Raw genomic sequence first — 25,732 nt, 5'->3', positions numbered from 1 at the left:
TACTTAACTTCCACGAAACCCCCACTGTAGGTTCCCTACAAAAAACTGGGGACAAACTTCGTCTGGATCTCTATCCGAGTATTGAACCTCTACAGGGCAGGCTGGATTTCGTGCTCGTCATCGTCGCTCCGGGCCAGGGTGCCCAGACTCCAGGCTTCCTCAGTCCATGGCTCGAACTACCGGGCCTGGCCGACCGGCTGACCGCTTGGTCGGAGCTGGCCGGACTCGATCTGATCGCCTACGGGACCACCGCCGACGCGGACGAGATCCGTGACACCGCCGTCGCGCAGCCCCTGCTCGTGGCCGCCGGACTGGCCGTCGCCGAGGTCCTGGGAGCCTCTCCCGACATCGTCGCCGGACACAGCGTGGGTGAGTTCACCGCCGCGGCCCTGGCCGGGGTGCTCACGCCCGAACAGGCCCTCGGCCTCGTCCGCGAGCGCGGCCAGGCCATGGCCAAGGCCGCGGCCATCACCGAGACCGGCATGTCCGCCGTCCTCGGCGGGGTCGAGGAGGAGGTCCTCGCGGCCATCGCCGCCAACGGGCTCACTCCCGCCAACGTCAACGGCGCCGGGCAGATCGTCGTCGGCGGCACGCTGGAGCAACTGGCGGCCTTCAAGGCGGAGCCGCCCGCCCGCGCCCGGGTGATCCCGCTGTCGGTCGCCGGCGCGTTCCACACCGTGCACATGGCCTCCGCCGTCGACAGCCTGCGCGAGGCCACCTCGGACCTCACCCCGGCCGACCCCGCCGTCACCCTACTGTCCAACAGCGACGGCGCGGCGGTCACGAGCGGTGCCGACTTCCTGGAGCGCCTGGTCACCCAGGTCGCCAACCCGGTGCGCTGGGACGCCTGCATGGCCACGATGGCCGAGCGCGGCGTCACCACCATGATCGAACTTGTCCCCGGCGGCACGCTCACCGGCCTGGCCAAGCGTGCTCTGCGCGGGGTGACGACCGTCGCCCTGAAGACCCCCGACGATCTGGGAGCCGCACGAGCCGCTCTCCAGTCGAATGAGGAGCGGTGACAGACGAATGAAGATCCCTCAGGGTTCTCCGGGCGCGAAGATCCTGGCCTTCGGCCACTACCAGCCTTCCCAGGTGGTCACCAACGACGACCTGTCCGCGACCATGGAGACCGACGACGCCTGGATCCAGAGCCGGGTCGGCATCAAGGAGCGCCGGATCGCCCCGGACAGCGAATCGGAGATCGACCTGGCCGTACAGGCGGGCGGCAAGGCGCTCGCCGCGAGCGGCCTGTCGGTCTCCGACATCGACCTGGTGATCGTCGCCACCTGCACGCTGGAGACCCAGATCCCCAACGCCGCAGGCCGGGTGGCCACCCGGCTGGGCATCGACGCTCCCGGCGCGTTCGACGTCAACACCGCCTGCTCCGGTTTCTGCTACGCGCTCGCGGTCGCCAACGACGCGATCCGCGCGGGCTCGGCCACCAACGTACTCGTCGTCGGCACCGAGAAGCTCTCCCAGTGGATCGACTGGACCGACCGCGCCACCGCGGTGATCTTCGCCGACGGCGCGGGCGCGGCGGTCGTCGGCCCCTCCGACACCCCGGGGATCGGTCCCGTGGTCTGGGGCAGCGCCGGTGACAAGTTCGACGCGATCATCATCAAGGACCGCGACTCCTTCCTGCACCAGGAGGGCCAGACCGTGTTCCGCTGGGCGACCACCGCGCTGCACCCCGTCGCCAAGGAGATCTGCGAGCGCGCCGGGGTGGATCCCGCCGACCTCGCGGCCTTCGTGCCCCACCAGGCCAATCTCCGCATCATCGAGACGATCGCCCGCAAGCTCGGCGCCGAGAACGCCGTCATCGCCAAGGACATCGTCCTGGCGGGCAACACCTCGGCCGCCTCGATCCCCCTCGCCCTGTCCCGGATGATCGAACGCGGCGAGGTCCAGTCAGGCGGGCTCGCCCTGCTGCTGGGCTTCGGCGCGGGCCTGACCTACGCCGGTCAGGTCATCGAGATCCCCTAGAACTTCCGCGCGGCCCCGCCGCACGGAAAGCCAGAAGAAAACCCATTTCAAGGAGAACACGCGACATGGCTCTGACCGAGCAGGAGATCCTCGCCGGCATTGGCAAGATCGTCAACGAGATCACCGGAATCCCGGCCTCCGAGGTCACCCCGGAGAAGAGCTTCGTCGACGACCTCGACATCGACTCGCTGTCCATGGTCGAGATCGCCGTCGCCGCCCAGGACGAGTTCGGCGTGGAGATTCCGGACGACCAGCTCAAGCACCTCAAGAACGTCAAGGACGTCATCAACTTCATCCAGAACTGAGACGTCTCGATCCTTACCCCTAAGACCAGCGATTCATAAGGAGCGCAGAACGTGAGTACAGGCCAGGTACGTGTCGTCGTCACCGGGCTCGGCGCGACAACGCCTCTCGGTGGAGACGTCGCCTCGACCTGGTCGGCGCTCCTCGCCGGTCAGTCCGGGGTCCGCGACATCACCGAGGACTGGGTCGACTCCGTCCCGGTGAAGTTCGCCGCCTTCGCCGCGGTGGACCCGACCGAGGTCCTGCCCCGGCCGGAGGCCCGGCGGCTGGACCGGGCCGAGCAGTTCGCACTGGTCGCGGCCCGCGAGGCGTGGGCGCACGCCGCGATCGACAAGGTCGACCCCGAGCGGCTCGGTGTCGTCGTGGGCAGCGGTATCGGAGGCATCACCACGATCCTCGCCGCCTACGACACCTTCAAGGAGAAGGGCTGGCAACGGCTCTCACCGTTCACCGTGCCCATGCTGATGCCGAACGGCGCGGCGGGCTGGATCGGCATCGAGGTCGGCGCCCGCGCCGGCGTCCACGCCACCGTGAGCGCCTGCGCCACCGGCGCCGAGTCGATCGGGTACGCCATCGAGATGATCCGCTCCGGCCGGGCCGACGTGGTCGTGGCGGGCGGCACCGAGGCCGCCATCCACCCGCTGAACATCGGCTCCTTCGCCGCCATGCGCGCCATGTCGACCCGTAACGACGAACCCCAGCGCGCCTCCAGGCCCTGGGACAAGGGCCGGGACGGGTTCGTCCTCGGCGAGGGGGCCGGCATCCTGGTGCTGGAGTCGGAGGAGCACGCCCGTACCCGTGGCGCCACGATCTACGCGGTGGCCGCCGGAGTCGGGTACTCGGCCGACGCCCACCACATCGCCCAGCCCGAGCCGACCGGTGCCGGGGTCATGCTCGCCATGCGCCGCGCCCTGGAGAACTCCGGCCTCACCGGCGGCGACATCAAGCACGTGAACGCGCACTCCACCTCCACCCCCGCCGGCGACGTGGTGGAGACGGTCGCGATCAAGGAGGTCATCGGTGACCACCCGCTGGTCAGCGGCACCAAGTCGATGACCGGTCACCTGCTCGGCGGCGCCGGCGGCATCGAGTCCGTCTTCACGGTTCTCGCCCTTCACGAGCGCCGCGCACCTGGAACGATCAACCTGGACGACCTCGACGACGGCGTCGAGGTGGACATCGTGCGCGATGGGCCACGTGCTCTGCCCGGTGGCCAGATCGCCGCGATCAACAACTCCTTCGGGTTCGGCGGACACGACGTCGCCGTGGCCTTCACCAGCGTCTGACAAGGGGTTCGCGATGACCGTGCTCGACAACGGGGTGGTGAGCGAGGCCTCCGAACAGGAGCCCCTTGATCCCCGTGACCCCCAGGTGCGCCTCTCCGCTCTGCTCGACGAGGGCTCGCTCCGGCTGATCTCACCGATCGACCGCAGCGGCATGCTCGCCGCGACGGGCCGGGTGGAGGGCGTGCCGGTCGTCGCGTTCGTCAGCGACGCCCGCGTGCAGGGCGGTGCGATGGGCAGCGAGGGGTGCGAGCACATCGTGCACGCCTACGACGTCGCGGTCCGCGAGCGAGTCCCGATCATCGGCGTCTGGCACTCCGGCGGCGCCCGCCTCGCCGAGGGGGTCGAGTCACTGCACGCGGTCGGCCGCGTCTTCGCCGCGATGACCCGCGCCTCAGGGGTGATCCCGCAGTTGTCCGTCGTCGTGGGTCCCGCCGCCGGCGGCGCCGCGTACGGCCCGGCGCTGACCGACATCGTGATCCTGGCCGACGAGGGCCGTATCTTCGTCACCGGTCCCGACGTGGTCCGCAGCGTCACCGGCGAGCAGATCGACATGGCCGGCCTGGGGGGTCCCGAGCCGCACAGCAAGCGCAGCGGCGTCGTCCACGTGGTCACCAGGACCGAGACGGAGGCCTACCTGCAGGCCCGCCGCCTCGCGGTGCTCCTCGGCCACCAGGGCCGGGTGCGCACCGAGGTCGAGGAGGTCGACTTCTCCGGCCTGCTGCCCGAGAACGTGCGCCGCGCCTACGACGTGAAGCCGCTCGTCAAGGGCCTGCTCGACGAGCCGGGCGTGGAGCTGCACGCCAAGTGGGCGCCCAACATCGTCACCACCCTGGGCCGTCTCGGGGGCCGGACCGTGGGCGTGGTGGCCAACAACCCGATGCGCCTGGGCGGCTGCCTCGACTCCGCCTCGGCGGAGAAGGCCGCACGGTTCGTCCGGATGTGCGATGCCTTCGGGGTGCCGCTGGTCGTCCTGGTCGACGTCCCCGGCTACCTGCCGGGCGTCGGGCAGGAGCACGACGGTGTGGTCCGCCGCGGCGCCAAGCTCCTGCACGCCTTCGCCGAGGCCTCCGTGCCGCGGATCACCCTGGTCACCAGGAAGGCGTACGGCGGCGCCTACATCGCCATGAACTCCCGCTCGCTGGGCGCGACCAAGGTGTTCGGCTGGCCGACGACCCAGATCGCGGTCATGGGCGCGGTCGCCGCGGTCCGCATCCTCAAGCGCCGCGAGCTCGCCGCCGCCCCCGAGGAGGAGCGCGCCGCTCTGGAGACCAGGCTCGCCGAGGAGCACGAGATCCTCGCCGGCGGCCTCGACCGGGCCATCGAGCTCGGCGTGATCGACGAGGTCATCAAGCCCGGGGAGACCCGGGGCGCCATCGCCAGGGTCCTGGCCAAGGCGACCCCCGCACGGGGCGCGCACGGCAACATCCCACTCTGAACATCACTCGCCGAGCCCCCGTCCCGATCCCCGGGGCGGGGGCTCACCCGTTGTGGCGGGGTTCGAAGCGCCGACGGCGCCACCGGTACCGCTGAGCGGCGGATGAGCGTGGGAGCCCGGTCTCCGAGCGGGTTCTCAGGGCCGAAGGGGGACCTCACACCCCCCGTGCGAGGACTCCACAACCCGGTCGCCGGGGCCCGCGGGGCCGACGCCACCTGGCGGGACACCCGGTACGGGGACCGGGGTCAGACGGCGGCGTGCAGCCAGCGGACCGGTGCGCCCTCCCCCGCGTAGCGGAACGACTCAAGCTCGGCATCCCACTGCTTGCCCAGCAGGCGATCGATCTCCTCCTCCAGCACCACGCGGCCCTGGCGTGCCATCAGCATGGCGGAACGCAGCCGGTCTTCCGGGATCAGGATGTCGCCCGTGGCCCCGACGACGGCCGTGAAGGCGCCGAGAGACGGGGTGTAGGCGTGCCGGGACCCGTCGACACCCGGTGAGGCGTCCTCGGTGATCTCGAAGCGGATCCGCTGCCAGCCCATCAGGGATGAGGTGATGGCCGCCGCGGTACCCACACGGGCCTCCCACTCGGCCTGTGCGCGCACGTGACCGGGCGCGGCGGGCTGTGGAGTCCAGGTCAGGTCTACGGGGACGCCAAGAACACCTGCGACCGCCCATTCAATATGAGGGCACAGCGCAGGCTGCGCTGAGTGGACGTAAAGCACGCCACGAGCAGACACCGGACCTCCCGTTTCGGTACGAGGTGCGCCTTCCCCAACGGCCTCGTCCCAGGATGATCACAAGTGACTGAAGGAGAGACTACCGTCGGTTGTGACATCGCACCAGAGGGGGGTCATACCAAGATGTTGCGACGCGGACGCTTGGCCAGGGCATCCTCGGAGCGACGAGAACCCCCACAAGCCGGTGAGCACCCCCGGAGGACCAGATGGACACCGATATGGAACGGGTCGAACCCATCCCTGGATCGCCCGCCCTGATCAGAAAAGGTCAGCTGCTGACCGACGCCTCGGGCATGGCCGCCACCGCCCGCTGGGCCGACGCCGTCACCGAGGCCCAAGGGATCTACCGGGTGCGGCTCTCATCGGGCGTGGACGTCTGCGACCTGGTGGCGTCGTTGCGGGAACGGGGGTTTCCCGCCTCTCCCAACCATGTGCTGACAGGCCAGCCGCTCTATTTCGGAGGTCCGGCCTCCCGCCCCTTTCCCAGCCGCGCCCTCCCGATGCCCGAGCCCGCCGCGGACAGGGCCGCCGCGGCCGCCGTGACGGTGGCACTGGCCGACACGGGCCTGGTGTCGCACCCGTGGTGGCGGACGAGCCCGTGGTTCCTGGAACGGGGACAGGAGGCCGCGGAGGTGCCCGACTCGGACGGTGACGGCGAACTGGACCCCCAGGCGGGGCACGGCACGTTCATCACCGGGTTGGTCCTACGGTCGGCCCCGGCGGCGAGGCCGCGGCCGATCCGGATGCTGAACAGCCACGGCATCGGGGACGAGGCCGGGCTGCTGCGCGTCCTGGGCCGGCTCAGGGCCGAACCGCCCCGGGTGCTCAACCTGTCCTTCGGCGGGCACACCTTCGACGACGGCCCCTCCCCGCTGGTCGAGGCCGCCCTGGCGGAACTGGCCGGCACGGTCACGGTGGCCTGCGCGGGCAACACCGCCTCGGACCGCCCCTTCTGGCCCGCCGCCTCGCCCGGGGTGATCGCCGTCGGAGCACTGGACGCGGCGGAGCGGGCCAGGGCCCCGTTCTCGGCGTACGGCCCGTGGGTCGACGCGTGCGCCCGCGGCGAGTGGCTGTCCAGCACCTTCCTCGAACGCGGCGCGTTCCGCGGCTACGCCTGCTGGAGCGGGACCTCCTTCGCCGCCGCCCTGGTGAGCGGGGCGATCGCCGCGGCGTCGGCGGACCGGCCCTCGCGGGAGGCCGCGGAACACGTCCTCGATCCGGCGAGGGCCGGGCGGATCCCCGATTTGGGAGTCGTCGTGCCCACACCCGGCTAAAGTCTCACCCAGAGTATTTCCTCGAACACCCACAGTGCTCCATGTGGTCCGGAGGTGCCGGTGAGCGATCAGCCCACGATCGAGGCCGTCCTGGCCGGCGACCAAGCGGCCTGGGACGCGCTGGTCACCCGCTTCACCGGCGCGCTGTGGTCGGCGGTGCGCGCCTACGACCTGAACCCGGCGGACGCCGCCGACGCGGTGCAGGGCACGTGGCTACGGCTGCTCGAAAGCCTGCACACCATCCGTGACCCGGACCGGATCGGCCCCTGGCTGTTCACCACGGCCAAGCGCGAGGCGTCCCTGCTCCGCCGGCGGCACCGGGGCGAGCGGCTGGTCGCCGACCCGGTGGACGCGGAACGCGCGTGCGTGGACACCGAGCCGGCCGACGCCGGGCACGTCCACGCCGATCCGGCGCTGGCCGTGCTGACCGCCGACGAGAGCCGTCGCCTGTGGCAGGCCGTCGACCGGATGCCCGAGCCGTGCCGCTCGCTGTTCCGGCTGATGGCCACGGCCCCCGACGCGGGCGTCCGCCAGCTGGCCGGGCGTCTGGGCATGCCCAGCGGCAGTTACGGCCCCACCCGGGGGCGCTGCCTGAACCGACTACGCACCATGCTCACCACTCGGGAGGCGACATTGTGACGCGGCATCCGACGACGATCGACGACGAGTCCCTGATAGCCGCGCTGCGCCTGGCCTCCGGGAACGACCCGGTACCGGCCCAGGTGACGGCCGCCGCCCGCGCGGTCTTCGGACTGCGGCTGCCCGGCGCCGACACGGCCCGCCCCGTGGTCACCTCCGCGCCACAGGGCGTCCGGTCCACCGAGGAGCCCCGGCTGCTGAGGTTCGTCGCGGCCGGGCTCACGGTGGAGTTGGAGGTCACCTCCCTGGACGGTCTGGTCGATCTGGCGGGCCAGATCTCCCCCTGTCCCGGGGCGGGCACGCTGGTCGAGATCCGCACGCCACACCTCACCGAGTCGCGCCCCCTGTCCCCGACGGGCCAGTTCGCCGTCACCGGCCTGCCGCCGGGCTGGTTCAGCGTGGTGTGTCACCGGCCGGAGAGCCTCCCGGTGGTCACCAGCTGGACCCGGATCCGCCCGTAGTTGGCCTTCGACGAGGCGCTCGCCGCCGCCGAGCGCGCGGTCGACCTCTCGGGCGGCGACCCGGCCCGAGCCCTCGCTCTCGCCCGTACCGTGCTCGCCTCGCTCCCCGCGTCCTGCCGGGGAACGACCGGTCAGACGGGTGATCCGGACGGCGGCGCGGTGCCGGAGCGGGCCTCGGGCTGCCGGCACTGCGAGGCGGAGGCGGTGGCGCACCGGGCGCTGGCGGTGGCGGCGCGTGAGCTCGGTGACCTGCCGTTCGCCGAGGAGCGGCTGCACCGGGCGGTGGAGATCTCGCTGCGGGCCGGGCTGCCGCACCGGGCGGCCCAGGCGCGCCTGTCGCTGGTCCACATCCGCACCGAGCTGGGGCACCCGGAGCAGGCGCTGGCCATCGCCGCGGACGCCGAACCCGGTCTGACCCCGGCCGAACTGGGCAAGCTCGGCGTGCATCGCGCGATGGCGCTGGCGAGGCTCGGCCGCTACCGCGAGGCCGTCGAGCACTGCGACCGGGCCATGACCGTCCTCGGCGACGACGTCAGGTTCGTGGCCGGGGCGATGCTGAACCGCGGGCTCGCCCGGGTGTTCCTCGGGGAGTTCGAGGCGGCGGAGGCCGATCTGGGCCGGTGCGCGGAGCTGGCGAGGGACGCGGGCCTCGCGCACGTGCTCGCGCTCGCCGAGGGCAACCTGCCGTTCCTGGCCGCGCGGCGCGGCGACCTGCCCGCCGCCTTCACCGCCTACCGGCGTGTCCAGGACATCCTGCTCGACTACCCGGAGCGGCTGGCGACGGTCCGTTGCGACCTGGCCGAGGCACTGGTCGCCGCCCATCTGCCCGGCGAGGCCCGGGTGCTGCTGGACATGGCGGTTCCCGAGTTGGCGGCGGCGGGCGCCGGAGTGGCCCTGGCCGAGGCCCGCCTGCTGCTCGCCAGGGTCGAGCTGCGCACCGGAGATCCGCGCCGTGCCCGGGAGAGCGCGGAGCTGGCCGCTCGTGAGCTGGCCGCGCAGGGGCGGACGGTCCTGACGCCGCTCGCCGAGGAGATCCTGCTGCGGGCCAGACTCGCGCTGGACCCGTCCTCCGCCGGGCTACCGGCGATGGTGCCGGAGATGCTCTCGTGCGCCGAGGCCCTCGACTCCGCCGGACACCGGGATGCCTCCGCGGCGCTCAGGCTCAGCGCCGCCGAGCTCGCGCTCCGGTTGGGTGACCGGCCGTCCGCCGAGGGGCAGCTGGCCTTTCTCGCCCGCTCGGGTCGCGGAGTGGTCGCCCGCCAGGCGGCGGCGCTGCGGCGGTCCCTGGCCGGCGACCGGCGGGGGGCGTTCGCGGCGGTGCTGGCGGGCCTCGCGGAGGTGGGGTCCGGAACGAAGGCGTTAGCGGACCCGGTGGTGCGCGCGCACGCCGCCAGGGAGGGTGAGCCGCTGGCCGAGTTCGGGCTGGCCCTCGCCATGCGGACCGGGCGAGGCCGCACGGTCCTGGCGTGGGCCGAGCGGTGGCGGGCGGTCACCGGGGGTGCGGGCCGGCCGCTCGCGCCCGGCCTGGCCGCGCTGCGGGCGGCGCTCGGCGAGTCGGTCCTGGTGGAGTTCGTCCGCCACGAGGCGGAACTGGCCGCCGTCGTGGTCACCGGGGAGCGCGTGACGCTGCGCCGCCTCGGCCCGTTCGCGACCGTCGCCGAGGCCGCCGTCCGCCTCCGGTACGGGCTGCGCAGGACACATCTGCTCGATGGCCGAGCTCCGGAATCCGGCGCGGAGGCCGCGGAGCTGGAACGGCTGCTCTTCCGCCCGCTGCGTGACCGGCTGGGCGACCGGCCGCTGGTGATCGTACCGACGGGGACGCTGCACATCCTGCCCTGGCCACTGCTGCCGATGAACGCCGACCGGCCGGTGAGCGTGGTGGCCAGCGCCGCCGCCTGGCTGGCCGGCGGGCAGGTGCCGGCCGTGCGGGACGGGCGTGTCGTCGCGGTGGCGGGGCCGGGGCTGCGGTACTCGGAGGCCGAGGCCCGCATGGTCGGCGAGTGCCACTCGGGGACCGAGCGGGTGGCGGCTCGGCGGGCGGAGGTGATGGCGGCGCTGGAGCGGGCGGACGTGGCGCACCTGGCCGCGCACGGAATGTTCTCCCCGCGCAGCCCGCTGCTGTCGAGCATCGATCTCGACGACGGCCCGCTGATGGCGTACGACCTGCTCCGGCTGCGCACCCCGCCGGGCCTGGTGGTGCTGTCGGCGTGCGACGCGGGGATGGCGCACGCCCCGGCCGACGGGGCGCCGCTGGGGCTGGCGGGCACGTTCCTGTCGCTGGGGACGCGCTGCGTGGTGGCCAGCCTGGTGCCGGTGCGCGACGAGGAGACGCTGGCTCTGATGACCGCCTTCCACGGGGCGCTGGCCGCCGGTGCCCCGCCCGCACGGGCACTGGCCACCGCGAGCGGGAAGACCGGGGTGGCGGGCTTCGTCTGCTTCGGGTGCGGGGATCAGCCGGTGGCGACCGGCCCCGGGTGATCGGCCGTTCGGCCGGCGGGCCTACCTGCTGCTCACCTCCAGGAGGGGGACGTGCTGCTCGGCGGGTGTCAGCGAGCCGTGGAAGCCGACGAGTCCCGCCTCGTGCGGCTGGGCGGCCGAGGCGATGATGACGCAGTCGGTGTACGGGACGGCGAGGACATCCCCGATTCTGGGCAGCCACTCGGAGCGGATCCGCGGCCCGAACCAGCCGGATTCCACCGCCTCCTCCCGGGACGTCACCCATGCCTTTCCGGCGAGAACCTCACGCCAGGTGTCGAGAACCGCCTCTGCGGCGCCGGGGTCGGTGTAGATGTGGCGGGCCCTGGCCTCCCCACCGAGCAGGGCGACGCCCTGGCGAAGCTCGGGAACGGCGTCGACGTCGACGTACTCGGTGGCGTTGACCATGCCGTGGTCGGCGGTGACGTACATCGCGGAACCGGGTGGGAGCGTGTCGGCCAGTCGCTCGGCCATCCGGTCGACCAGGGCGAGCTGGTGGAGCCAGGCCGGGGTGCCCCAGCCGCTCACGTGGCCGGTGAGGTCGAGGTCGCCGTAGTAGACCGTGACGTGGGCCCGGGGCTCGGCCAGCGCGTGACGAACCCCGGCGATCCGGTCGTCGACCTCGTCGGCTCCGATGAAGCGCACACCACGCTGGACCGCCATGTTGAAACCGGTGGCCTCGAATTTGGAGGGGCCGACGTAGCTGACGGGGATTCCGGCCGCCGCCACGCGCTCGTAGACGGTCGGGTTCGGCTGCCACTCGTTGGGCGGGACCACGGGGCCGGAGGCGGTCCAGCGCAGGCAGTTGAGCAGGTAGCCTGCGCCGGGCACGGCGAGCTGGCAGCTGAGCATGCCGTGCTCGCCCGGCGGCAGGCCGGTGCCGAGCGTGGCCAGGCTGGTCGCGGTCGTGGCGGGGAAGCCCGCGGCGAGCACCCTGTCGAGCATGGCGGACATGAACGGCGCGGTCTCCGGGTGAGCGCGGAGCAGTTCGGCGCCCATGCCGTCGACGAGGAACAGCAGAACCCGCTCGGCCGGGGCGAGGCCCAGGGGGTTGTCGCCGTCCATCCCGACCGCGGCCAGCAGTGAGGAGGAGAGGTCCGCGAGAGTGGCCGTGCCGTACGCGGGGACCTTTGCCCTCACGAGGCGGCCGTGCGGGCCGTCGCCTCTGACAGCGCCTTGGCGAAGGCCAGTACGTGGGAGACGGCCTCCGGTCCGTCGGCCGCCTCGCTCACCCGCAGGGAGAGGTCGTCGGCCGTGATGGCGCCGGTGTATCCGTGGTCGGCCTCGCAGTTCTCGTCGCCGCAGGTGGCCGGCTCCAGGTCGACGTGGGAGATGGCGCCCCAGCCGATGGTGAGCGTGACCTCCGTGGGCGGCACGCCCGGCACGTAGGAGGCGGGGTCGGGGACGACCCTGGTGACCGCGACCGACTGGATCCGGCTGAGCCGCACGGCCTCGGTGGTCGTGGAGGCGTGTGACGCCGACACCCCCTCCACGGGCGGGTGCTCGTCGGTGTGGCAGACGAGTAGCCGGGTGGGTGAGAGCACCAGCACCGTGACGTGCCTGCGCACCTCCATGGCCGGGTCGAAGGTGGCCTCGTGATGCACGACGTAGGCGCCCACCTGCTCCTTGCCGAGCGCGGACTCGACCGCGTCGGCGACCAGATCGGGATAGTAGCCACTGCGGTCGATGGCGTCGCGCAGGCCGGCGGACGAGAGTCGGGTTTCCCTCATGGGTCCATCCTGCCCTGTCCGGGGCAGCGCTTTCACCGGGAGCGCGCGACCTTTGGCAGGCGATGCAAATCGTGATCCGGCCCACCGGGGCCCCTTCCCGGCCGCGAGGACGTCCGCACCGGCCCTCGTCTTTCCCCTTCGATCGGTTTGGCGTGATCCTTTCGGGGCTACCGGGAGCAGTGGCGGTGGCGCGTCTGCCGTCCCAAGCCGCGACGGCGGGCGGTTCACCGCGTTCGGCGCCTGTTTCGCATATCCAAGAATGTTTTTCACCGCATCGAAATTGGAAGCGGTGGATTTCCGGTGGAATCGGGGGATGAGGAAATATGACCGACGAACGTCAAGATCCGACGCGACGAACCGGTCTCGTGCTGACCGTCACGGCGGCCGTCGTGGCGGCCGTCATGGGCGCGTCGCCCGCCCCGGGAGCGAGGTTCCCCGGCGACCTGATCCTCACCACGGTCCATGACGGCCCGTTCGAGGCGGGGGGCACCGGCACGTTCTCCATGGACGTCACCGCCGACCCCGCCTCCGCCGGGATCGGGTATCCGACCGAGGTCACCTACCGCTTCCCCGCGGGCCTGACCCCGGTGCGGGCCTCCGGCGCGGGCTGGAGATGCCGGATCACGGCCGGCGACATCGGCTGCGAAACGCGTGAGCTGGCCTCCCCCGGCTTCCAGCTTCCCCGGATCACGGTCGGCGTGGCCGTGGCGGGGGACGCCACCGGCACGCTGACCGCCTCCGGCAGGGCGGTCCAGGCCGTGGCCGTCCCCACCGGGACCCGCCCTGCGGCCGCCACCGTCGCCAGCACGGTCCAGATCGTCCCCGCGACGCCCGCGACCTGACCGAGGCCGGGGTACGCCGTGCTCTCCTGTCGTGGACCGCGGGAGAGCACGCTAGCCGAGGCGCCGGGGGCCGCCGTCGGGACGCGGTCCCTCGTGGCTGCGGAGCACGACCCGGGCGCCCAGCACGGTCACCCCCGACTCCCCCACCAGCACCGGGTCGAGGGTGAGCCGCGCCACCTCGGGGAGATCGTCCGCCAGCCGCCCGAGCCGGATCAACAGGTCCTCCAGCGCCTCGACCGCGACCGGCGGGTAGCCGTACTCGCCGAGGAGCAGGGGGGCGGCGCGCGGCGACCTGACCAGTGCCGCCGCGTCCTCGCGGGTCAGCGGGGCCAGCCGGTACGCCTCGTCGCGCAGCAGCCGCGCGGTGATCTCGCCGAGCCCGAAGGAGACGACCGCGCCGAAGGCGGGGTCCTCCATCACACCGGCCACGGTCGGCACCGCGGGCTGCGGAGCCATCCGCTGCACCGTGAGCACGGCCTCGGGTTCGAGTTGGCGCGTCAGGTCGGCGTAGGCGTCACGTACCCCGTCGGGTCCCGACAGTCCCAGGCGCACGGTCCCGGCGCGCTTGGCCGCCTCGGACCCCGCTGCCTTCAGCACCACCGGCCAGCCGAGCCCGGTCGCGGCGTCGACCGCCTCCTGGGGCGAGGTCACCGTCTCCGACGGCCAGACCTCCACCCCGTAGCAGGCGAGCAGCCGCGAGGCGTCCATCTCGGCCGGGGCGTCGCCGAGAGCGGCGAGCACGAGGCTCCGCGCCGCGCCGGTGTCCACTCCCTCGATCTCCTCGGGCACCCCCGCGGGCTGCTCCAGCCAGCGCGCGTGCCGCACGACGTGGGCGAGCGCGCGGACCGCCTCCTCCGGCGCCGTGTACGAGGGGATGGAGCCCCGCTCGGGGGTGGCGCCGACCCGGAGTTCCCCGAGCATGCCGATCTTGCCCTCGAAGATGGCCAGCACCGGTTTGCCGCAGCCGCGAGAGACGCGCAGCAGTTCGGCGCCGACCTCTTCGGCGTTGCCCGGGATGGGCGGCATGTAGATCGCGACCACCGCGTCCACATCCGGGAGCACCGAGGCCAGGGCCGCGCCGAACTCGGCGGCACCCGCCCGGGCGCCCAGGTTGACCGGCGGGCGGGGCTCCAGGCCGACCCGCACGCAGGCGTCGGCCGCCAGCAGCGCCATCGCGTCGGAGTTGCCGACCAGGCCGACCCTGGGCCCGGCGGGCAGCGGCTGGTAGGCCAGCAGCTGCGCCACGTCGAACTGCTGGATCAGGTCGTCCACCCTGATCACCCCCGCCTGCTCGAACAGCGCGCTGAGCGCGGTGTCCGGCAGGCCGAGCACGGGCGCGGCGTGACCGGTGGGCACACCCTGGGTGGTGCCGCCGCTCTTGACGACCACGATCGGCTTGCGGCGCGAGATGCGCCGCGCGAGGCGGGCGAACTTGCGGGGGTTTCCCAGCGACTCCAGGTAGAGCAGGATCACGTCGGTCCGCGGATCCTCCTCCCAGTACTGGAGCAGGTCGTTGCCCGACACGTCGGCACGGTTACCCGCGGAGACGAACGAGGAGATGCCCATGCCCCGCTGGGCCACCCGCTGCAGCAGTGCGGTGCCCAGGGCTCCGGACTGGCTGAAGAAGCCGACCCTGCCGCGCTCGGGGAGGGTGGCGGCGAGCGTGGCGTTCAGCCGTACCGATGGGTCGGTATTGGCGACGCCGAGGCAGTTGGGGCCGACGACCCGCAGGCCGTACGCGCGGGCGATGCGCACCATCTCGTCCTGCCTGGCCCGCCCCTCGGGGCCGGTCTCACCGAACCCGGAGGAGACCACGATCAGCCCGCGCACCCCCTTCTCCGCGCACTCCTTGACCACGTCGATCACCCCGTCGGCGGGTACGGCGAGAACGGCGAGGTCCACCTCCCCGTCGATGTCCGTCACACTCGGGTAGGCCCGCACCCCCGCCACGGCCCGCACCTCGCGGTGCACGGGGTAGACCGGACCGGTGAAATCGGCGCCGAGCAGGTTGCGCAGCACGGTCTGGCCGACGCCGCCCGGCTCGCGGCCCGCTCCGACGACCGCCACCGAGCCCGGCGAGAGCAGGCGCTCGATCGAACGGGACTCGGCGCGGTGCTCACGGGAGGCGGTCACCTCCTGGGCGGTCTCGGTCGGGGTGAGGTCGAGGGTCATCCGGACCACGCCGTCGGCGAAACTGCTCTGCGCGGTGTAGCCGACCTGTTTGAGGACCGCCATCATCTTCTGGTTGGCGGGCAGCACATCGGCGACGAAGCGGGCGATCCCCCGCTCCCTGGCGGTGGCGGCCAGGTGTTCGAGGAGCACCGAGGCGACCCCCCGGCCCTGGTGGGCGTCCTCGACGAGGAAGGCGACCTCCGCCTCACCGGGTTCGATCCGGTCATAGCGGATGACCCCCACCATCTCAGTGCCGATCGTGGCGATCAACGCCACGCGGTCCACGTAGTCGACGTTGGTGAACCAGGTGATCTCCCGATCCGACAGCCGCGGCCGGGGGCCGAAGAAGCGGAAGTAGATCGACTCGGCGGACAGCCGGCTGTAGAAGGAACGCAACCGGTCGGCGTCGGCGGGCCGAATCGGGCGTACGTGGGCGGTTCCGCCATCCGACAGGACGACGTCCGCCTCCCAGTGAGCAGGGTACTGAGCAGCCTCCACAGCCCCGAGAGTAGACGCGAATCTCACAAGACGGACCAGCGGCACGAATTCACGCAACGCTTGTGCATCGACTATGGTCCGGTGTCTGGTCAAGACCCCACACCCTGGCCGGAAGCTGTTAAGTTTTTCGCGACTAGAGGTACGGCTAGAGGCACGTCGGCATCGAAGGCAGCAAGGTGGTGACATCATGACGCGGGTGGTCGTGGTGGGCGATCTCATGACCGACGCGGTCGCGAGAGCTCGCTACCCGTTGGCGAGGGCCAGCGACACACCGGCGGTCGTCACCATGCACGGCGGTGGTTCAGGGGCCAATATCGCCTCCTGGCTCGCCGTCGAGGGCACGGAGGTCGCCTTCATCGGGCGGCGCGGCGCCGACATCACCGGTCGTAACCGCGACATGGAGCTGATGGGCTACGGCGTCGACGCCCGCCTCGTCATGGATCCCGAGCGACCGACCGGCACCTGCGTGGTGCTCGTCACCCACAAGGGCGAGCGCACCATGCTGTCCGACCCCGGCGCGAACGCGGCCCTGTCCCCCGAGGATCTGCCCCGCGACCTGTTCTCCCAGGGCGGGCACCTGCACCTGTCCGGCTACACGCTGATCAACGAGGGTTCCCGCGACGCCGGCATGGCGGCGCTGGAGATGGCTCGCCGCTCCGGGATGTCCGTCTCGGTCGACTGCTCCTCCTCCGCTCCCCTGGAGCGCACCGGCGCCGAACCCTTCCTGGAGTGGACGCAGAGCGCCAAGCTGCTGTTCGCCAACGCCGACCAGGCGAAGGTCCTCACCGGCCGCGACGATCCCGCCGCCGCCGCCAAGGTCCTCACCGCCTGGTTCCCGCAGGTGGTCGTCAAGCTCCGCGACGAGGGAGCGCTCTGGTACGGCAACAACCGCCCCGACCCGATCAAGGTTCCCGCCGGGAGCGTGGAACGCGTGGTCGACGGCACCGGTGCCGGTGACGCCTTCACCGCGGGCTTCCTGCCGGCCTGGCTCGGCGGCAAGCCCCCGGCCGAGGCCCTGGCCTCCGGCTGCCACCTGGCCTCCCGGGCCATCTCGCACCTGGGCGCCCGCCCCCGCCTCTGACCGGGTCCGCCTGGCCGAACAGGCCCGATTCGGCGGTCTTCTCCCCTGGCCCCGGCCGCCGAGCGAGTAGCCCCGCGACAGAGTACGGCCGTGCGGTTCGTGATCGTCACCGGTCGGGCACGCCGACCGGTGGCGGGAACCGGAAGAGCCGATCGCGGCGTGCACGCCGCCGGAAGACGACCGCGTGCCGGTGTCGAACAAGACCGGCGCGACCCGATGCGGCCTCAACCTGTTTTCGGCTCCGGCGGCAGGCAGGCTCCGGACAGCTCTTTCCCTGCACCGGTCGCAGGGGAAACACAATACGGGGACGGAGAGCGTCCCACTTTCGACTGAGCCGAAATCCGCCGCACGAGTGACGAGGCGGAGACGGGTTTCCGGCGACCATGGGACAAGGTGGTGAACCACTCTTCGCCAGGAGGCAGTGTGCGGGGCAGCGAAGCGGAGCACTCGGAAAGCGGGATCGAGAGGTACGGGCGACCAGACGACGAGCGGAGCGTCGAGTTCCGGGTTCTGGGCCCCTTCGAGGTCTATGCCGCCGAGGACTCCGTCAGCCTCGGCGGTCCGCGGCAGCGAGCCGTCCTGGCCCGGCTGGTGGCCGCGGCGGGTACGGTCGTCTCCACGGACACCCTGATCGAGGATCTGTATCACGGCGCGCCGCCGGTGAACGCGCTGGCCTCGATCCATGTCCACGTGTCGAACCTGCGCCGGGCGATCGAACCGGACCGGGCCCCGCGCACCCCGCCGCGGCTGCTGGTCGCCCGGCGGCCCGGCTACATGCTCGCCACCGCGAACATCGACGCGCTGCGCTTCGGCAGGCTCGTCTCCGACGCGGAACAGCGCCCGCCCGCGGAGTCGCTCACCCTCCTGGAGGAGGCGCTGCGGTTGTGGCGCGGCCTGCCCTACGGCGAGTTCGCCGGCGAGCTGTGGGCGATCGCCGAGGTGAACCGCCTGTACGAGGTGCGCCTGACCGCGGTCGAGCGCCGGGCCCGGGCGTTGCTGGATCTCGGCCGCCCGCAGGCGGTGATCCACGAGCTGGAGTCCGAGATCGGGGAACATCCGCTTCGCGAGCGGCTGTGGTGGTTGCTCGCCCTGGCCCGCTACCGCAGCGGCCGGCAGGCCGACGCGCTGGCCACGCTGCGCCGGGCGCGGAAGGTCATCGCCGAACAACTCGGCCTCGATCCGGGCCCCGAACTGCAGGCGCTGGAGAAGGACATCCTCCAGCAGTCGCGGTCGCTCACCTTTCCGCCCGAGCCCGCCTCGCTGCCGCGTCCCCCCTGGCCTCCCGTGTCCGCCGAGGTCTCCCCGCCGGGGCCGGCCCACGTGCATCTGATCGGGCGGGATCGGCAGCTCGCGACGTTGACGACCCTCCCCATCCGGATGGACCGGAACGGCATGGTGACCGCCGCGATCAGCGGTGAGCCCGGCATCGGCAAGACCCGGCTGCTGCAGGCGTTCCGCGACGACTGCGCCGATCTCGGCTACCTGGTGCTGTGGGGGCGCTGCCACGAGGGAGAAGGGGTGCCGCCGCTGTGGCCGTGGCTGCAGGTGCTGCGCGCGCTGGCCGAGTCCGTCCCGCCCCCGGATCGCCAGGCGCTGGGGGGACTGCTGAGCGACGATCGGCTCACCGGCGCACCCGGGACGGCGTCGCGCCACAGCAACCAGCTCATCGCGCAGTGGCTCATCGAGGCCGCGCGGCTTCGGCCTCTGGTGATCATCCTGGACGACCTGCACTGGGCCGACTCCGCCACGCTCGAACTGCTCCGGAACGTCGTCCTGCTGTCCGGGGCGCAGGCCAGGGACGTCTCGCTGACCCTGGTCACCGCGTTCCGCGAGGCGGCGTACCGCGACCTGACGGGGCACCCCGGCGCCTCCCCGAACGATGCCTTCAAGCTCTCGGTGGACGAGGTCCTCTACCATCTCGCTCGTTACGATCTGGTGCGCATCCGGCTGAGCGGCCTGACCACCAGCGAGGTTCGGACCCTCGCCGAGGAGCTGGGCGGCAAGGTGGACGGCCCCGCGGCCGAGAGGCTGGCCGAGCGGACCGGCGGCAACCCGTTCTTCGTCTGTGAGAGCGCCCGCCTGCTGGCCCAGGGCCAGGACCTGGACATCGTGCCGGACGCGGTGGCCGATCTGATCAGGCAACGGCTGGCCATGCTCGGGCCGCAGACCACCGAGGTGCTCGGCATCGCCGCGGTGATCGGCAGGAGCTTCGATCCCGGCCTGGTCGCGGAGGTGTGCCAGGCTTCGGAGCCGGGCGCGACGTACGCCTACGGTCTGCTGGATCGGGCCGCGCAGGCCGAGCTGATCGTCACCGGCGACGGGTGCATGACATTCGTCCATGATCTGGTCAGGGAGACCCTGATCCGCGACGTCCCGCCGCTGCGGAAGGCGATGATCCACCGGGAGGTGATGGCCGCGCTGTCGGCCAAGCCGAGCGCCGATGTGACGACCATCGCCCACCACTCGGTGGAGGCGGGCCCGGCGGCGTACCGGGAGACGGCGCACTGGGCCCGCGCGATGGCCCGGCAGGCGAGTTCCTGCGCGGCCTACGAGGAGGCCGCCACCTGGTGGGGCCGGGCCGTCACCGCGCACGGCGCCTGTGGCGGCGATCCCGCCGAACACGTGGAGCTCCTGCTCCAGCAGGTGCGCGCCCTGCTGGAGGCGGGAGACGCGATGGGCGCCCGCCAGGCCCGCGCGCAGGCCCTGCGGGTCGCCGGCCGCGCCGGAGCGGGCCCCGAGCTGACCGCCCGTGCCCTCACCGCACTGGACGCCCCGGCCATCTGGACGCTGCGCAACCCGTACGAGCCGGTGGAACTGCGGCTGGTGGAGCAGTTCGAGCAGACCCTGCGACAGCTGCCCGAGACCGACAGCGCCGAGCGGGCGTTGCTGCTGGGCGGCCTGGCCCAGGAACTGTACGACGGCGGCGCCGGAAACCCTCGCTGCCTCTCCCTGTCCGCCGAGGCGGTCGCGATGGCGCGCCGGATCGGTGACGCGCACCTGCTCATGCGAGCGCTCAACGCCCGCGCGCTGTCCGTGCCGCAGGCGACCCGCATCGGCGAGCTCATGGAGATCACCGACGAGCTGCACGGGCTCGCGCTGAGCACCGGGGCGCCGGGATTCGAACTGCTCGCCCACATGATGGACACCCACTACAAGCTGGAGATGTCCGATCTGGAGGGGGCGGACCGGGCCGCCGCACGCTGCGATGTCATGTTGGACCAGCTGCAACTCCCGTGGCCGCGGTTCCAGCACACCATGTGGCGGGCCAACCGGCTCGCCCTGGCCGGCCGGTTCGACGAGGCCGACACCCTGTACGACGATGCCGAACACCAGGCCCAGCGGCTCGGCATGTGGTACGCGGGCGCGGTCGTGGCGAACGGCCGCCTCATGCTGTGCTACCAGCGCGGCGCCATCGCCGACGCCGGACCGTTGATCGACCAGATCGCCGGCATCCACCCCAGCGTGGACCACGACGCCCGGGTGCTGGAACTGTGCGCCCAGGGCCGCCTGGACGAGGCCCGGGCCCTGGCCCGGAAAGGATGGCCGGCCCCGCCGATGGACTGGTCGTGGCTGACCATGACCTGTCTGCAGGGCGCGGCCCAGGCCGCCGTCGGCGACCTGCCGGCATGCCGGGCGACCTGGAGAAAGCTGCTGCCCTACGCCGGGCGGATCTCGGGCGGATCCGCGGTGGCCTGCATCGGTCCCGTCGACCACTTCCTGGGCCTGCTCGCCGCCGCCCTCGGCGAGACCGTCCCGGCCCCCGGACGCCCGACGCCACCGTAGCCGCCGCGGTGGCCACCGCGGCGGCCATCGTCGGGGTCGCCGCGGCGACCACCGCCGGGGCCACGCCCACGGACAGCGGGGCCGGGTGCGGCCCCGGGCTCACACGGGCTGCGCGGCCGGCCACAGCGGGCGGCGGTCGATGCGCGCGAGCACCTCCGGGGATCCGAACCGGCGGTCGATACGCCGGACCGCCTCGGCCCAGTCGGTCATGGAGCGCACCTGGGACAGCGTCTCGACCACGAAGGGATCGCTCCACCGCTCGACGGCACGCCGCCAGAGCACCTCCGGCGCCTCGGTCAGCAGGTTTCCCACACACCCCTCGTAGATCGGCATGGCGCGCACCTCGCCGTCGGGCTCGATCTGCATCAGCGGGAAACCATGGCTCGCGACGAAGCCGGGGTGCATCATCAGGATGAAGTTGTCGGAGGTGGTCACCGTCAGCGACGCCGGTGCCAGTGACCGCAGCCGCTCGGTGTACTCCTCGCCGGTCAGGGTGCCGAGCTCCTCGTTGTCGAGCAGTTCGGTCTCGGCGAAGCCGGGCCGACCGGCCAGCCCGGCCGGCACCGCGGCGGCCAGGTTGAGGAAGCGCATTCGCGGGAACCGGGGGGCGATGTCGGTGCAGAACTCCGCCAGCTGGTGGAAATTGCTCCGCAACACCGAGCAGTCGATTCCGAAGATCAGCGGAGTGCCGCCCTCTGCCGCGCGCCGGGCGGCGATGGCGTCCAGCAGGGCCAGGGCGTTCATCGTGCGATCGAAGGAGCCGGCCCTGCCCCGTACCCGGTCGTGCACCTCCGCGTCGGCCCCGTCGATGCTGACGGTGATCCGCTGGAACACCTGGGCCGCCTCCTCGGCGGTCTCGGGGGTGAGTGTCCATCCGCCGGTGTAGAGGTTGACGGCGATCCCCGCCCGGCCGATGTGTCCGGCGACCTCGTGGATCCCCTTGACCACCAGGGGTTCGCCGCCCGCGAACTCCACCGAGTCCGGGCGCATGGCGATGATCGCGTCGGCGAGCCGCAGCATGTCGCCGTGGCTCAGCTGCCGGGCCGGGCGCCTGCCCGACTCGGAGTAGCAGTGGATGCAGCGCAGGGGGCAGGCGTAGGTGACGTCCCAGATGATGTCGGTGGGCTTGTTCACAGGGGCGCTCATGAGAACCTCCTCGTCGAGAGCGGATGCCCGGGATGGGCACCGGGCGCTCGGTCGTTCGTCCAGTGCCCGACCAGGTCGGCGTACAGGGGGGAGCGGGTCAGCAGGTCCGCGTGGGTCCCGGTGTGGGCGGCGGTGCCGTCCATCAGCAGGATGCGCCGGGCTCGGATCGCGGAGCTGATGCGGTGCGCGATGACGATGAGGGTGCCGGGCCGGGCGGCGAACGCGTTCTCGGCCTTCGCCTCGGCGGCGGGATCGAGATGACAGGTCGCCTCGTCCAGGACGACCAGGCGGGCCGGGGAGGCGTAGGTCCGTGCCAGGGCGATCAGTTGCCGCTCTCCGGCCGACAGCGCGCCGGGTTCGTCGATCTCGGCGTTGAGGCCGCCGAGCCGTTCGACGAGCGCCCACGCGCCCACCCGGTCCGCGGCTTCGCGCAGCCAGGCGTCCACGGTGCCGGCCGGGCACAGGTAACCGAGATTCTCCCGGACCGTGCCGGCGAAGACGTACGCCTCCTGGGGCACGAGCGCCATCATGGAGCGCAGGCCGCGTTCCGCTATCGCCTCCAGCGGGAGCCCGCCGAGCAGGATCTCCCCGCCGGTCGGCCGCCGCAGCCCGGTGAGCAGCAGGGACAGGGTGGACTTGCCGATGCCGCTGGGGCCGACCACGGTCAGGTGGTCCCCCTCTGGTACCACCAGGTCGAGGTCGTGCACCACGGGCGTGGCCTGGGGGGCGTAGGCGAAGCCCAGCCCTTTGGCCCGCAGTTCGCAACCGGCGGGCGAGCCGGTGCCGAACGGCGGAGCGGGCACGTCGGCCGGGTGGGTGGTGCCGAACGGTGCGACGCCGAACGGTGCGGCGGCGGCGGGCGCGTCGTCGGCGGGCACCGCGATGGTCTCGGCGATGCGGCGCAGGGTGACGGCGAGGGCCACGCCCCAGCTCGAGAGGATGCCGGTCAGCGACTGCAGGGCGGGCTGCAGGCCGGTCACCAGGTAGGTCACCGCGCCGACGACCTCGCCCACGCTCAGATGCCCCTGCCGCGTCAGCGGCTCAGCGGCGATGACCAGGCCGAGCAGCGGCAGGTGGGCGCCGATGGCGACGATCAGCCGCCGGAACACGCCGGCCCGGGCCAGGGCGTGCGTGGCCGCGGCATGGGCGTCCACCGCGGCCCGCACGGTGGCGTACGCCTGCTCGCGCGCCCCGCAGGCGGCGATGTCACGCGTGCCCTCCAGGATCGGGGTCGCCTCGGCGGTGAGCGTCTCGTCGGCGAGGATCAGCCGTCGCTGCCGGACCAGCAGCACCCGCAGCAGCCAGACGCACACCGCCACCGCCACCAGCACGGGCCCGGCGACGATGGCCGCGGCCAGGGGCGAGAGCACCAGCAGCCCGGCCAGCGCGGCGATCAGCGAGATGCCCAGCCCGTGCGTGGTGCGCAGCAGTGCGGACACCAGGTTCCGCAGCGTCTCCACCTGCCCGGTGAGACGGCTGACGGCGGCGGTGTCCGGCCTGTCCCCGCGGGCGGCGCGGGTCACCGTGGCCGTGACGACGGCGCGCACGAGGTCGTCGCGCAGCGGCTCCACCACCGCGGCCAGGTGGGGGAACATCAGTCGCGTGGCCGCTGTCTTGAGCAGCATCGCGATCGCGAGCAGGCCGAGCCAGGCCAGGCCGGTCTCCGGGCGTCCGGCGAGGAAGCCGTCGTCGATGGCACCGGCGACGAGCAGCCCGGACAGCAGTCCCGGGACGGCCTCCACCAGGGCCCAGGCCAGGGCGAAGGCCAGAGGCCGCCTGCGGGGGCGCAGCAACGTGAGCAGCAGCCGGAACCCGCCGGGGGGATGCCCGTCCTCTCCCAGGCGGAGGACGAGCGCCGCCGTGGGCGGGGCGGATGCGGGGGTCACAGCCGAGCCGGGCACGATTCCTCACTCCATGAGCTGTCGTCGCGGGGGTCTGGGCCGACGGCGAACAGGGCGCGGTACGCCGGGTCCTGCCACAGCGCCCGGTGCGTGCCCCGACCCCGGATCCGGCCGCCGTCCAGCCACACCACGTGGTCGGCGCGGGCGGCGGTGGCCGCGCGGTGGGCGATGACCAGGCGGGTGGTCCCGCGCATGCCCTCGACCAGCGTGCGGGTCACCTGGGCCTCGGTCGCGGTGTCCAGGCTGGACGTGGCGTCGTCCAGCACGGTCAGGCGGGCCCGCCGCACCATGGCGCGGGCCAGGCCCAGCCGCTGGAACTCCCCGCCGGACAGCGGGGCGGTGGCGGCGGGGGTGTCGTAGCCCTCGGGCAGGCGGCGGATGACATCGTCGACATGTGCGGCCCGCGCGGCCTCGCGGACGCTGTCTCGGCCGAGCGCGGGCCTGCCGTAGGCGATGGCCGAGGCGAGGTCGCCGCCCAGCAGGACGGGGCGTTCGAAGGCGTAGGCGACCGCGCCGTTCAACGCCTCCGGAGCCACATCGGCGAGGTCGCAGCCGTCCAGCAGCACCTGCCCGCGCTCGGGGTCCAGCAGCCGCCCGGCCAGCATGGCCAGGGTGCTCTTGCCCGCCCCGGACGGCCCGACCAGGGCGGTCAGCGCTCCCGGGGGAACGTCCAGATCGATGGCGTCGAGAAGATGGGAGCCCTCGCGGGTCACGGTGACGCCGCGGAACGACAGCGCACCGGGGCCGTCCGGCAGCGGGCGGGTGCCGGGCACGAGGGGCGGCAGCACGAGGACCTCCTGGATGCGGCGGGCCGCGGCGCGGGCCTCGGCGACCCCCAGGAGCGCGTCGACCTGTTCGATGAAGCCCACGCCCATCGCCGCGTAGCCGGCCACGGCGAGCAACTGCCCCGGCTGCAACCGGCCGTCGGTGACGCCGAGCCCGGCCACGGTGAGCACGAGCACCTCGATGACGGGCAGCAGCAGGGTGATCTGCCAGACGCCCCGCGCCTGGGCCCGCCACATGGCGTGACCGGCGTCCGACAGGTCGGTCAGCGGGCTCAGCACCCGGGTGATCTCGCGATCGGCGGTGCCGGACGCCCGCACCGTGCGGATGCCGGCCAGGGTGTCGGTCAGGCGCGCGGCCAGACGCCCGTGCGCGCTCTGATACCGCTCGTACACCCCGGACAGCCGGTTGACGAAGAGCCGCACGATCACCAGCGCGACGGGTACCCCGATCAGGAAGGCGACGCCCGAGCGCCAGTCGGTCACCAGCAGCATGACGATGCCGCCGCTCGTGCTGATGATCTCGGCGACCGTGTACAGCAGGGTGAGCGGTACGCGCCCGGCGCTCGCCGTGTTGCTCACCAGCCGGTTGGCCAGTTCCCCGGTCGGGAAACGGCGGGCGCCGGCGGCGTCGAGCCGGAGAAGGTGGGAGGTGAAGCGCAGGCGCAGGGACGCCGTCGCGGACGCGTTGGTCGCCGCGCCGGCGATGGCGCCGATGAGATCGGCGCAGGTGGCGACGGCCAAGACGAGCGCGAGGAACCCGGCGGCTCGCGCGCCCTCGCCGGACACCACGCCGTCCACGGCGGTGGCCAGCGCGGCCGGCAGGGCCAGGGCGGCGGCCGTCGACAGGGCGACGGCCGCCGCGGTCACCGCCAGGGGCGCCCAGAGGCCGCGCGCGGTGGCGGCGAGGAGGCGATCACCGTCCCGCCGTGTCACCTGCCCGGCGTGGGAATCCGAGGCTTGGTCCGGCATTAGAGGGCCGCGATACCGGTTATGAAGCTCGGCAACGTGCAGGTGCACCCGCAGGGATACAGCCTGGTCTCCTGGGCGGCCGGGAGCAGGTCAAGAGCGGTGATGTCGAGTTCCATCGGTTTTCCTTTCTTCTCTCACGCCGCCGGGTCGAGGCGGCTTGGGTACCGTCCGGCCGACGGAAGGGCACAACCGGAACGCGCGTCCCGGGGAACCGGTTCGGCGGCTC

Annotated in this window: 20 protein-coding genes; 12 read left to right on the top strand and 8 right to left on the bottom strand. The window is 72.8% G+C overall.

Annotation, left to right across the window (positions count from 1 at the left end):
• Nucleotides 1-110 precede the first annotated feature (110 nt).
• The 5 genes from ACFQVD_RS44615 to ACFQVD_RS44595 all read left to right on the top strand — a co-directional run bounded on the left by ACFQVD_RS44615 (nucleotide 111) and on the right by ACFQVD_RS44595 (nucleotide 5,010).
• Nucleotides 111-1,022 (top strand): ACP S-malonyltransferase, encoded by a 912-nt coding sequence (locus tag ACFQVD_RS44615; protein ID WP_343967707.1) that lies wholly within the window; start codon nucleotides 111-113, stop codon nucleotides 1,020-1,022.
• A gap of 7 nt (nucleotides 1,023-1,029) precedes the next feature.
• A complete protein-coding gene (locus ACFQVD_RS44610) occupies nucleotides 1,030-1,986 on the top strand; it encodes a beta-ketoacyl-ACP synthase III (RefSeq protein WP_343967705.1) in 957 nt (318 codons plus the stop codon).
• A gap of 65 nt (nucleotides 1,987-2,051) precedes the next feature.
• Nucleotides 2,052-2,291 carry an acyl carrier protein gene (locus ACFQVD_RS44605; protein WP_030920149.1) on the top strand — a complete coding sequence of 80 codons (240 nt, stop codon included), beginning with the start codon at nucleotides 2,052-2,054 and terminating at the stop codon, nucleotides 2,289-2,291.
• Nucleotides 2,292-2,342: 51 nt separating this feature from the next.
• Nucleotides 2,343-3,575 carry a beta-ketoacyl-ACP synthase II gene (gene fabF / locus ACFQVD_RS44600; RefSeq protein ID WP_343967701.1) on the top strand — a complete coding sequence of 411 codons (1,233 nt, stop codon included), beginning with the start codon at nucleotides 2,343-2,345 and terminating at the stop codon, nucleotides 3,573-3,575.
• Nucleotides 3,576-3,588: 13 nt separating this feature from the next.
• Nucleotides 3,589-5,010: an acyl-CoA carboxylase subunit beta gene (locus tag ACFQVD_RS44595; RefSeq protein ID WP_343967699.1), complete on the top strand. Its 1,422-nt coding sequence runs from the start codon at nucleotides 3,589-3,591 to the stop codon at nucleotides 5,008-5,010.
• Nucleotides 5,011-5,255: 245 nt separating this feature from the next.
• Here the strand turns inward: ACFQVD_RS44595 and ACFQVD_RS44590 are convergent, their stop codons facing one another.
• Nucleotides 5,256-5,750, bottom strand: coding sequence for a DUF3145 domain-containing protein (locus tag ACFQVD_RS44590; protein WP_030920167.1), 495 nt, complete (start codon nucleotides 5,748-5,750; stop codon nucleotides 5,256-5,258).
• A 206-nt stretch (nucleotides 5,751-5,956) separates the two neighbouring features.
• On the opposite strand from ACFQVD_RS44590, the gene ACFQVD_RS44585 reads away from it, so the two are divergent.
• Genes ACFQVD_RS44585 through ACFQVD_RS44570 form a run of 4 tightly spaced genes read left to right on the top strand, consistent with a single transcriptional unit; the run spans nucleotide 5,957 to nucleotide 10,602 of the window.
• Nucleotides 5,957-7,024: a S8 family peptidase gene (locus ACFQVD_RS44585; RefSeq protein ID WP_343967696.1), complete on the top strand. Its 1,068-nt coding sequence runs from the start codon at nucleotides 5,957-5,959 to the stop codon at nucleotides 7,022-7,024.
• Nucleotides 7,025-7,084: 60 nt separating this feature from the next.
• The gene (locus ACFQVD_RS44580) at nucleotides 7,085-7,663 is read left to right on the top strand and encodes an RNA polymerase sigma factor (RefSeq protein ID WP_343967694.1); all 579 of its coding nucleotides are present in this window, start codon (nucleotides 7,085-7,087) and stop codon (nucleotides 7,661-7,663) included.
• On the top strand, nucleotides 7,660-8,124 hold the full coding sequence (locus ACFQVD_RS44575) for a hypothetical protein (protein ID WP_343967693.1): 465 nt from the start codon (nucleotides 7,660-7,662) through the stop codon (nucleotides 8,122-8,124). Before ACFQVD_RS44580 ends, ACFQVD_RS44575 begins: the two co-directional genes overlap by 4 nt.
• Nucleotides 8,125-10,602, top strand: a complete 2,478-nt coding sequence (locus ACFQVD_RS44570) for a CHAT domain-containing protein (protein ID WP_386274036.1) — start codon at nucleotides 8,125-8,127, stop codon at nucleotides 10,600-10,602.
• 21 nt (nucleotides 10,603-10,623) lie between these two features.
• Here ACFQVD_RS44570 and ACFQVD_RS44565 read toward each other — a convergent pair whose 3' ends face one another.
• Together ACFQVD_RS44565 and ACFQVD_RS44560 are read right to left on the bottom strand one after the other, a co-directional pair.
• On the bottom strand, nucleotides 10,624-11,739 hold the full coding sequence (locus ACFQVD_RS44565; RefSeq protein ID WP_343982829.1) for an alkaline phosphatase family protein: 1,116 nt from the start codon (nucleotides 11,737-11,739) through the stop codon (nucleotides 10,624-10,626).
• On the bottom strand, nucleotides 11,736-12,329 hold the full coding sequence (locus tag ACFQVD_RS44560; RefSeq protein ID WP_030920184.1) for a DUF5998 family protein: 594 nt from the start codon (nucleotides 12,327-12,329) through the stop codon (nucleotides 11,736-11,738). The genes ACFQVD_RS44565 and ACFQVD_RS44560 overlap by 4 nt, the downstream gene beginning before the upstream one ends.
• A 323-nt stretch (nucleotides 12,330-12,652) precedes the next feature.
• On the opposite strand from ACFQVD_RS44560, the gene ACFQVD_RS44555 reads away from it, so the two are divergent.
• Entirely contained in the window at nucleotides 12,653-13,171 is a 519-nt protein-coding gene (locus tag ACFQVD_RS44555) for a hypothetical protein (RefSeq protein WP_343982797.1), read from the top strand.
• Between the two features lie 51 nt (nucleotides 13,172-13,222).
• On the opposite strand, the gene ACFQVD_RS44550 is transcribed toward ACFQVD_RS44555, so the two are convergent.
• On the bottom strand, nucleotides 13,223-15,841 hold the full coding sequence (locus ACFQVD_RS44550; protein ID WP_343982794.1) for a bifunctional acetate--CoA ligase family protein/GNAT family N-acetyltransferase: 2,619 nt from the start codon (nucleotides 15,839-15,841) through the stop codon (nucleotides 13,223-13,225).
• 187 nt (nucleotides 15,842-16,028) lie between these two features.
• Here ACFQVD_RS44550 and ACFQVD_RS44545 point away from each other — a divergent pair, with 187 nt between their 5' ends.
• Nucleotides 16,029-16,922: a carbohydrate kinase family protein gene (locus ACFQVD_RS44545; protein ID WP_343982790.1), complete on the top strand. Its 894-nt coding sequence runs from the start codon at nucleotides 16,029-16,031 to the stop codon at nucleotides 16,920-16,922.
• Between the two features lie 423 nt (nucleotides 16,923-17,345).
• Nucleotides 17,346-20,705 (top strand): BTAD domain-containing putative transcriptional regulator, encoded by a 3,360-nt coding sequence (locus ACFQVD_RS44540; RefSeq protein ID WP_364154929.1) that lies wholly within the window; start codon nucleotides 17,346-17,348, stop codon nucleotides 20,703-20,705.
• 99 nt (nucleotides 20,706-20,804) lie between these two features.
• Here the strand turns inward: ACFQVD_RS44540 and ACFQVD_RS44535 are convergent, their stop codons facing one another.
• Genes ACFQVD_RS44535 through ACFQVD_RS44520 form a run of 4 tightly spaced genes read right to left on the bottom strand, consistent with a single transcriptional unit; the run spans nucleotide 20,805 to nucleotide 25,622 of the window.
• Nucleotides 20,805-21,851, bottom strand: a complete 1,047-nt coding sequence (locus ACFQVD_RS44535) for a radical SAM protein (RefSeq protein WP_343967049.1) — start codon at nucleotides 21,849-21,851, stop codon at nucleotides 20,805-20,807.
• Nucleotides 21,848-23,752, bottom strand: a complete 1,905-nt coding sequence (locus ACFQVD_RS44530) for an ABC transporter ATP-binding protein (RefSeq protein WP_343967047.1) — start codon at nucleotides 23,750-23,752, stop codon at nucleotides 21,848-21,850. The genes ACFQVD_RS44535 and ACFQVD_RS44530 overlap by 4 nt, the downstream gene beginning before the upstream one ends.
• Nucleotides 23,734-25,470, bottom strand: coding sequence for an ABC transporter ATP-binding protein (locus ACFQVD_RS44525; protein WP_364154926.1), 1,737 nt, complete (start codon nucleotides 25,468-25,470; stop codon nucleotides 23,734-23,736). The genes ACFQVD_RS44530 and ACFQVD_RS44525 overlap by 19 nt, the downstream gene beginning before the upstream one ends.
• A gap of 35 nt (nucleotides 25,471-25,505) precedes the next feature.
• A complete protein-coding gene (locus ACFQVD_RS44520; protein WP_343967042.1) occupies nucleotides 25,506-25,622 on the bottom strand; it encodes an ALQxL family class IV lanthipeptide in 117 nt (38 codons plus the stop codon).
• Between the last annotated feature and the right edge of the window lie 110 nt (nucleotides 25,623-25,732).

The sequence above is a fragment of the Streptosporangium amethystogenes subsp. fukuiense genome (genome assembly GCF_042665875.1).
In the GTDB taxonomy this organism is placed as follows: domain Bacteria; phylum Actinomycetota; class Actinomycetes; order Streptosporangiales; family Streptosporangiaceae; genus Streptosporangium; species Streptosporangium fukuiense.
This window is presented reverse-complemented; position numbering and strand designations above follow the sequence as displayed.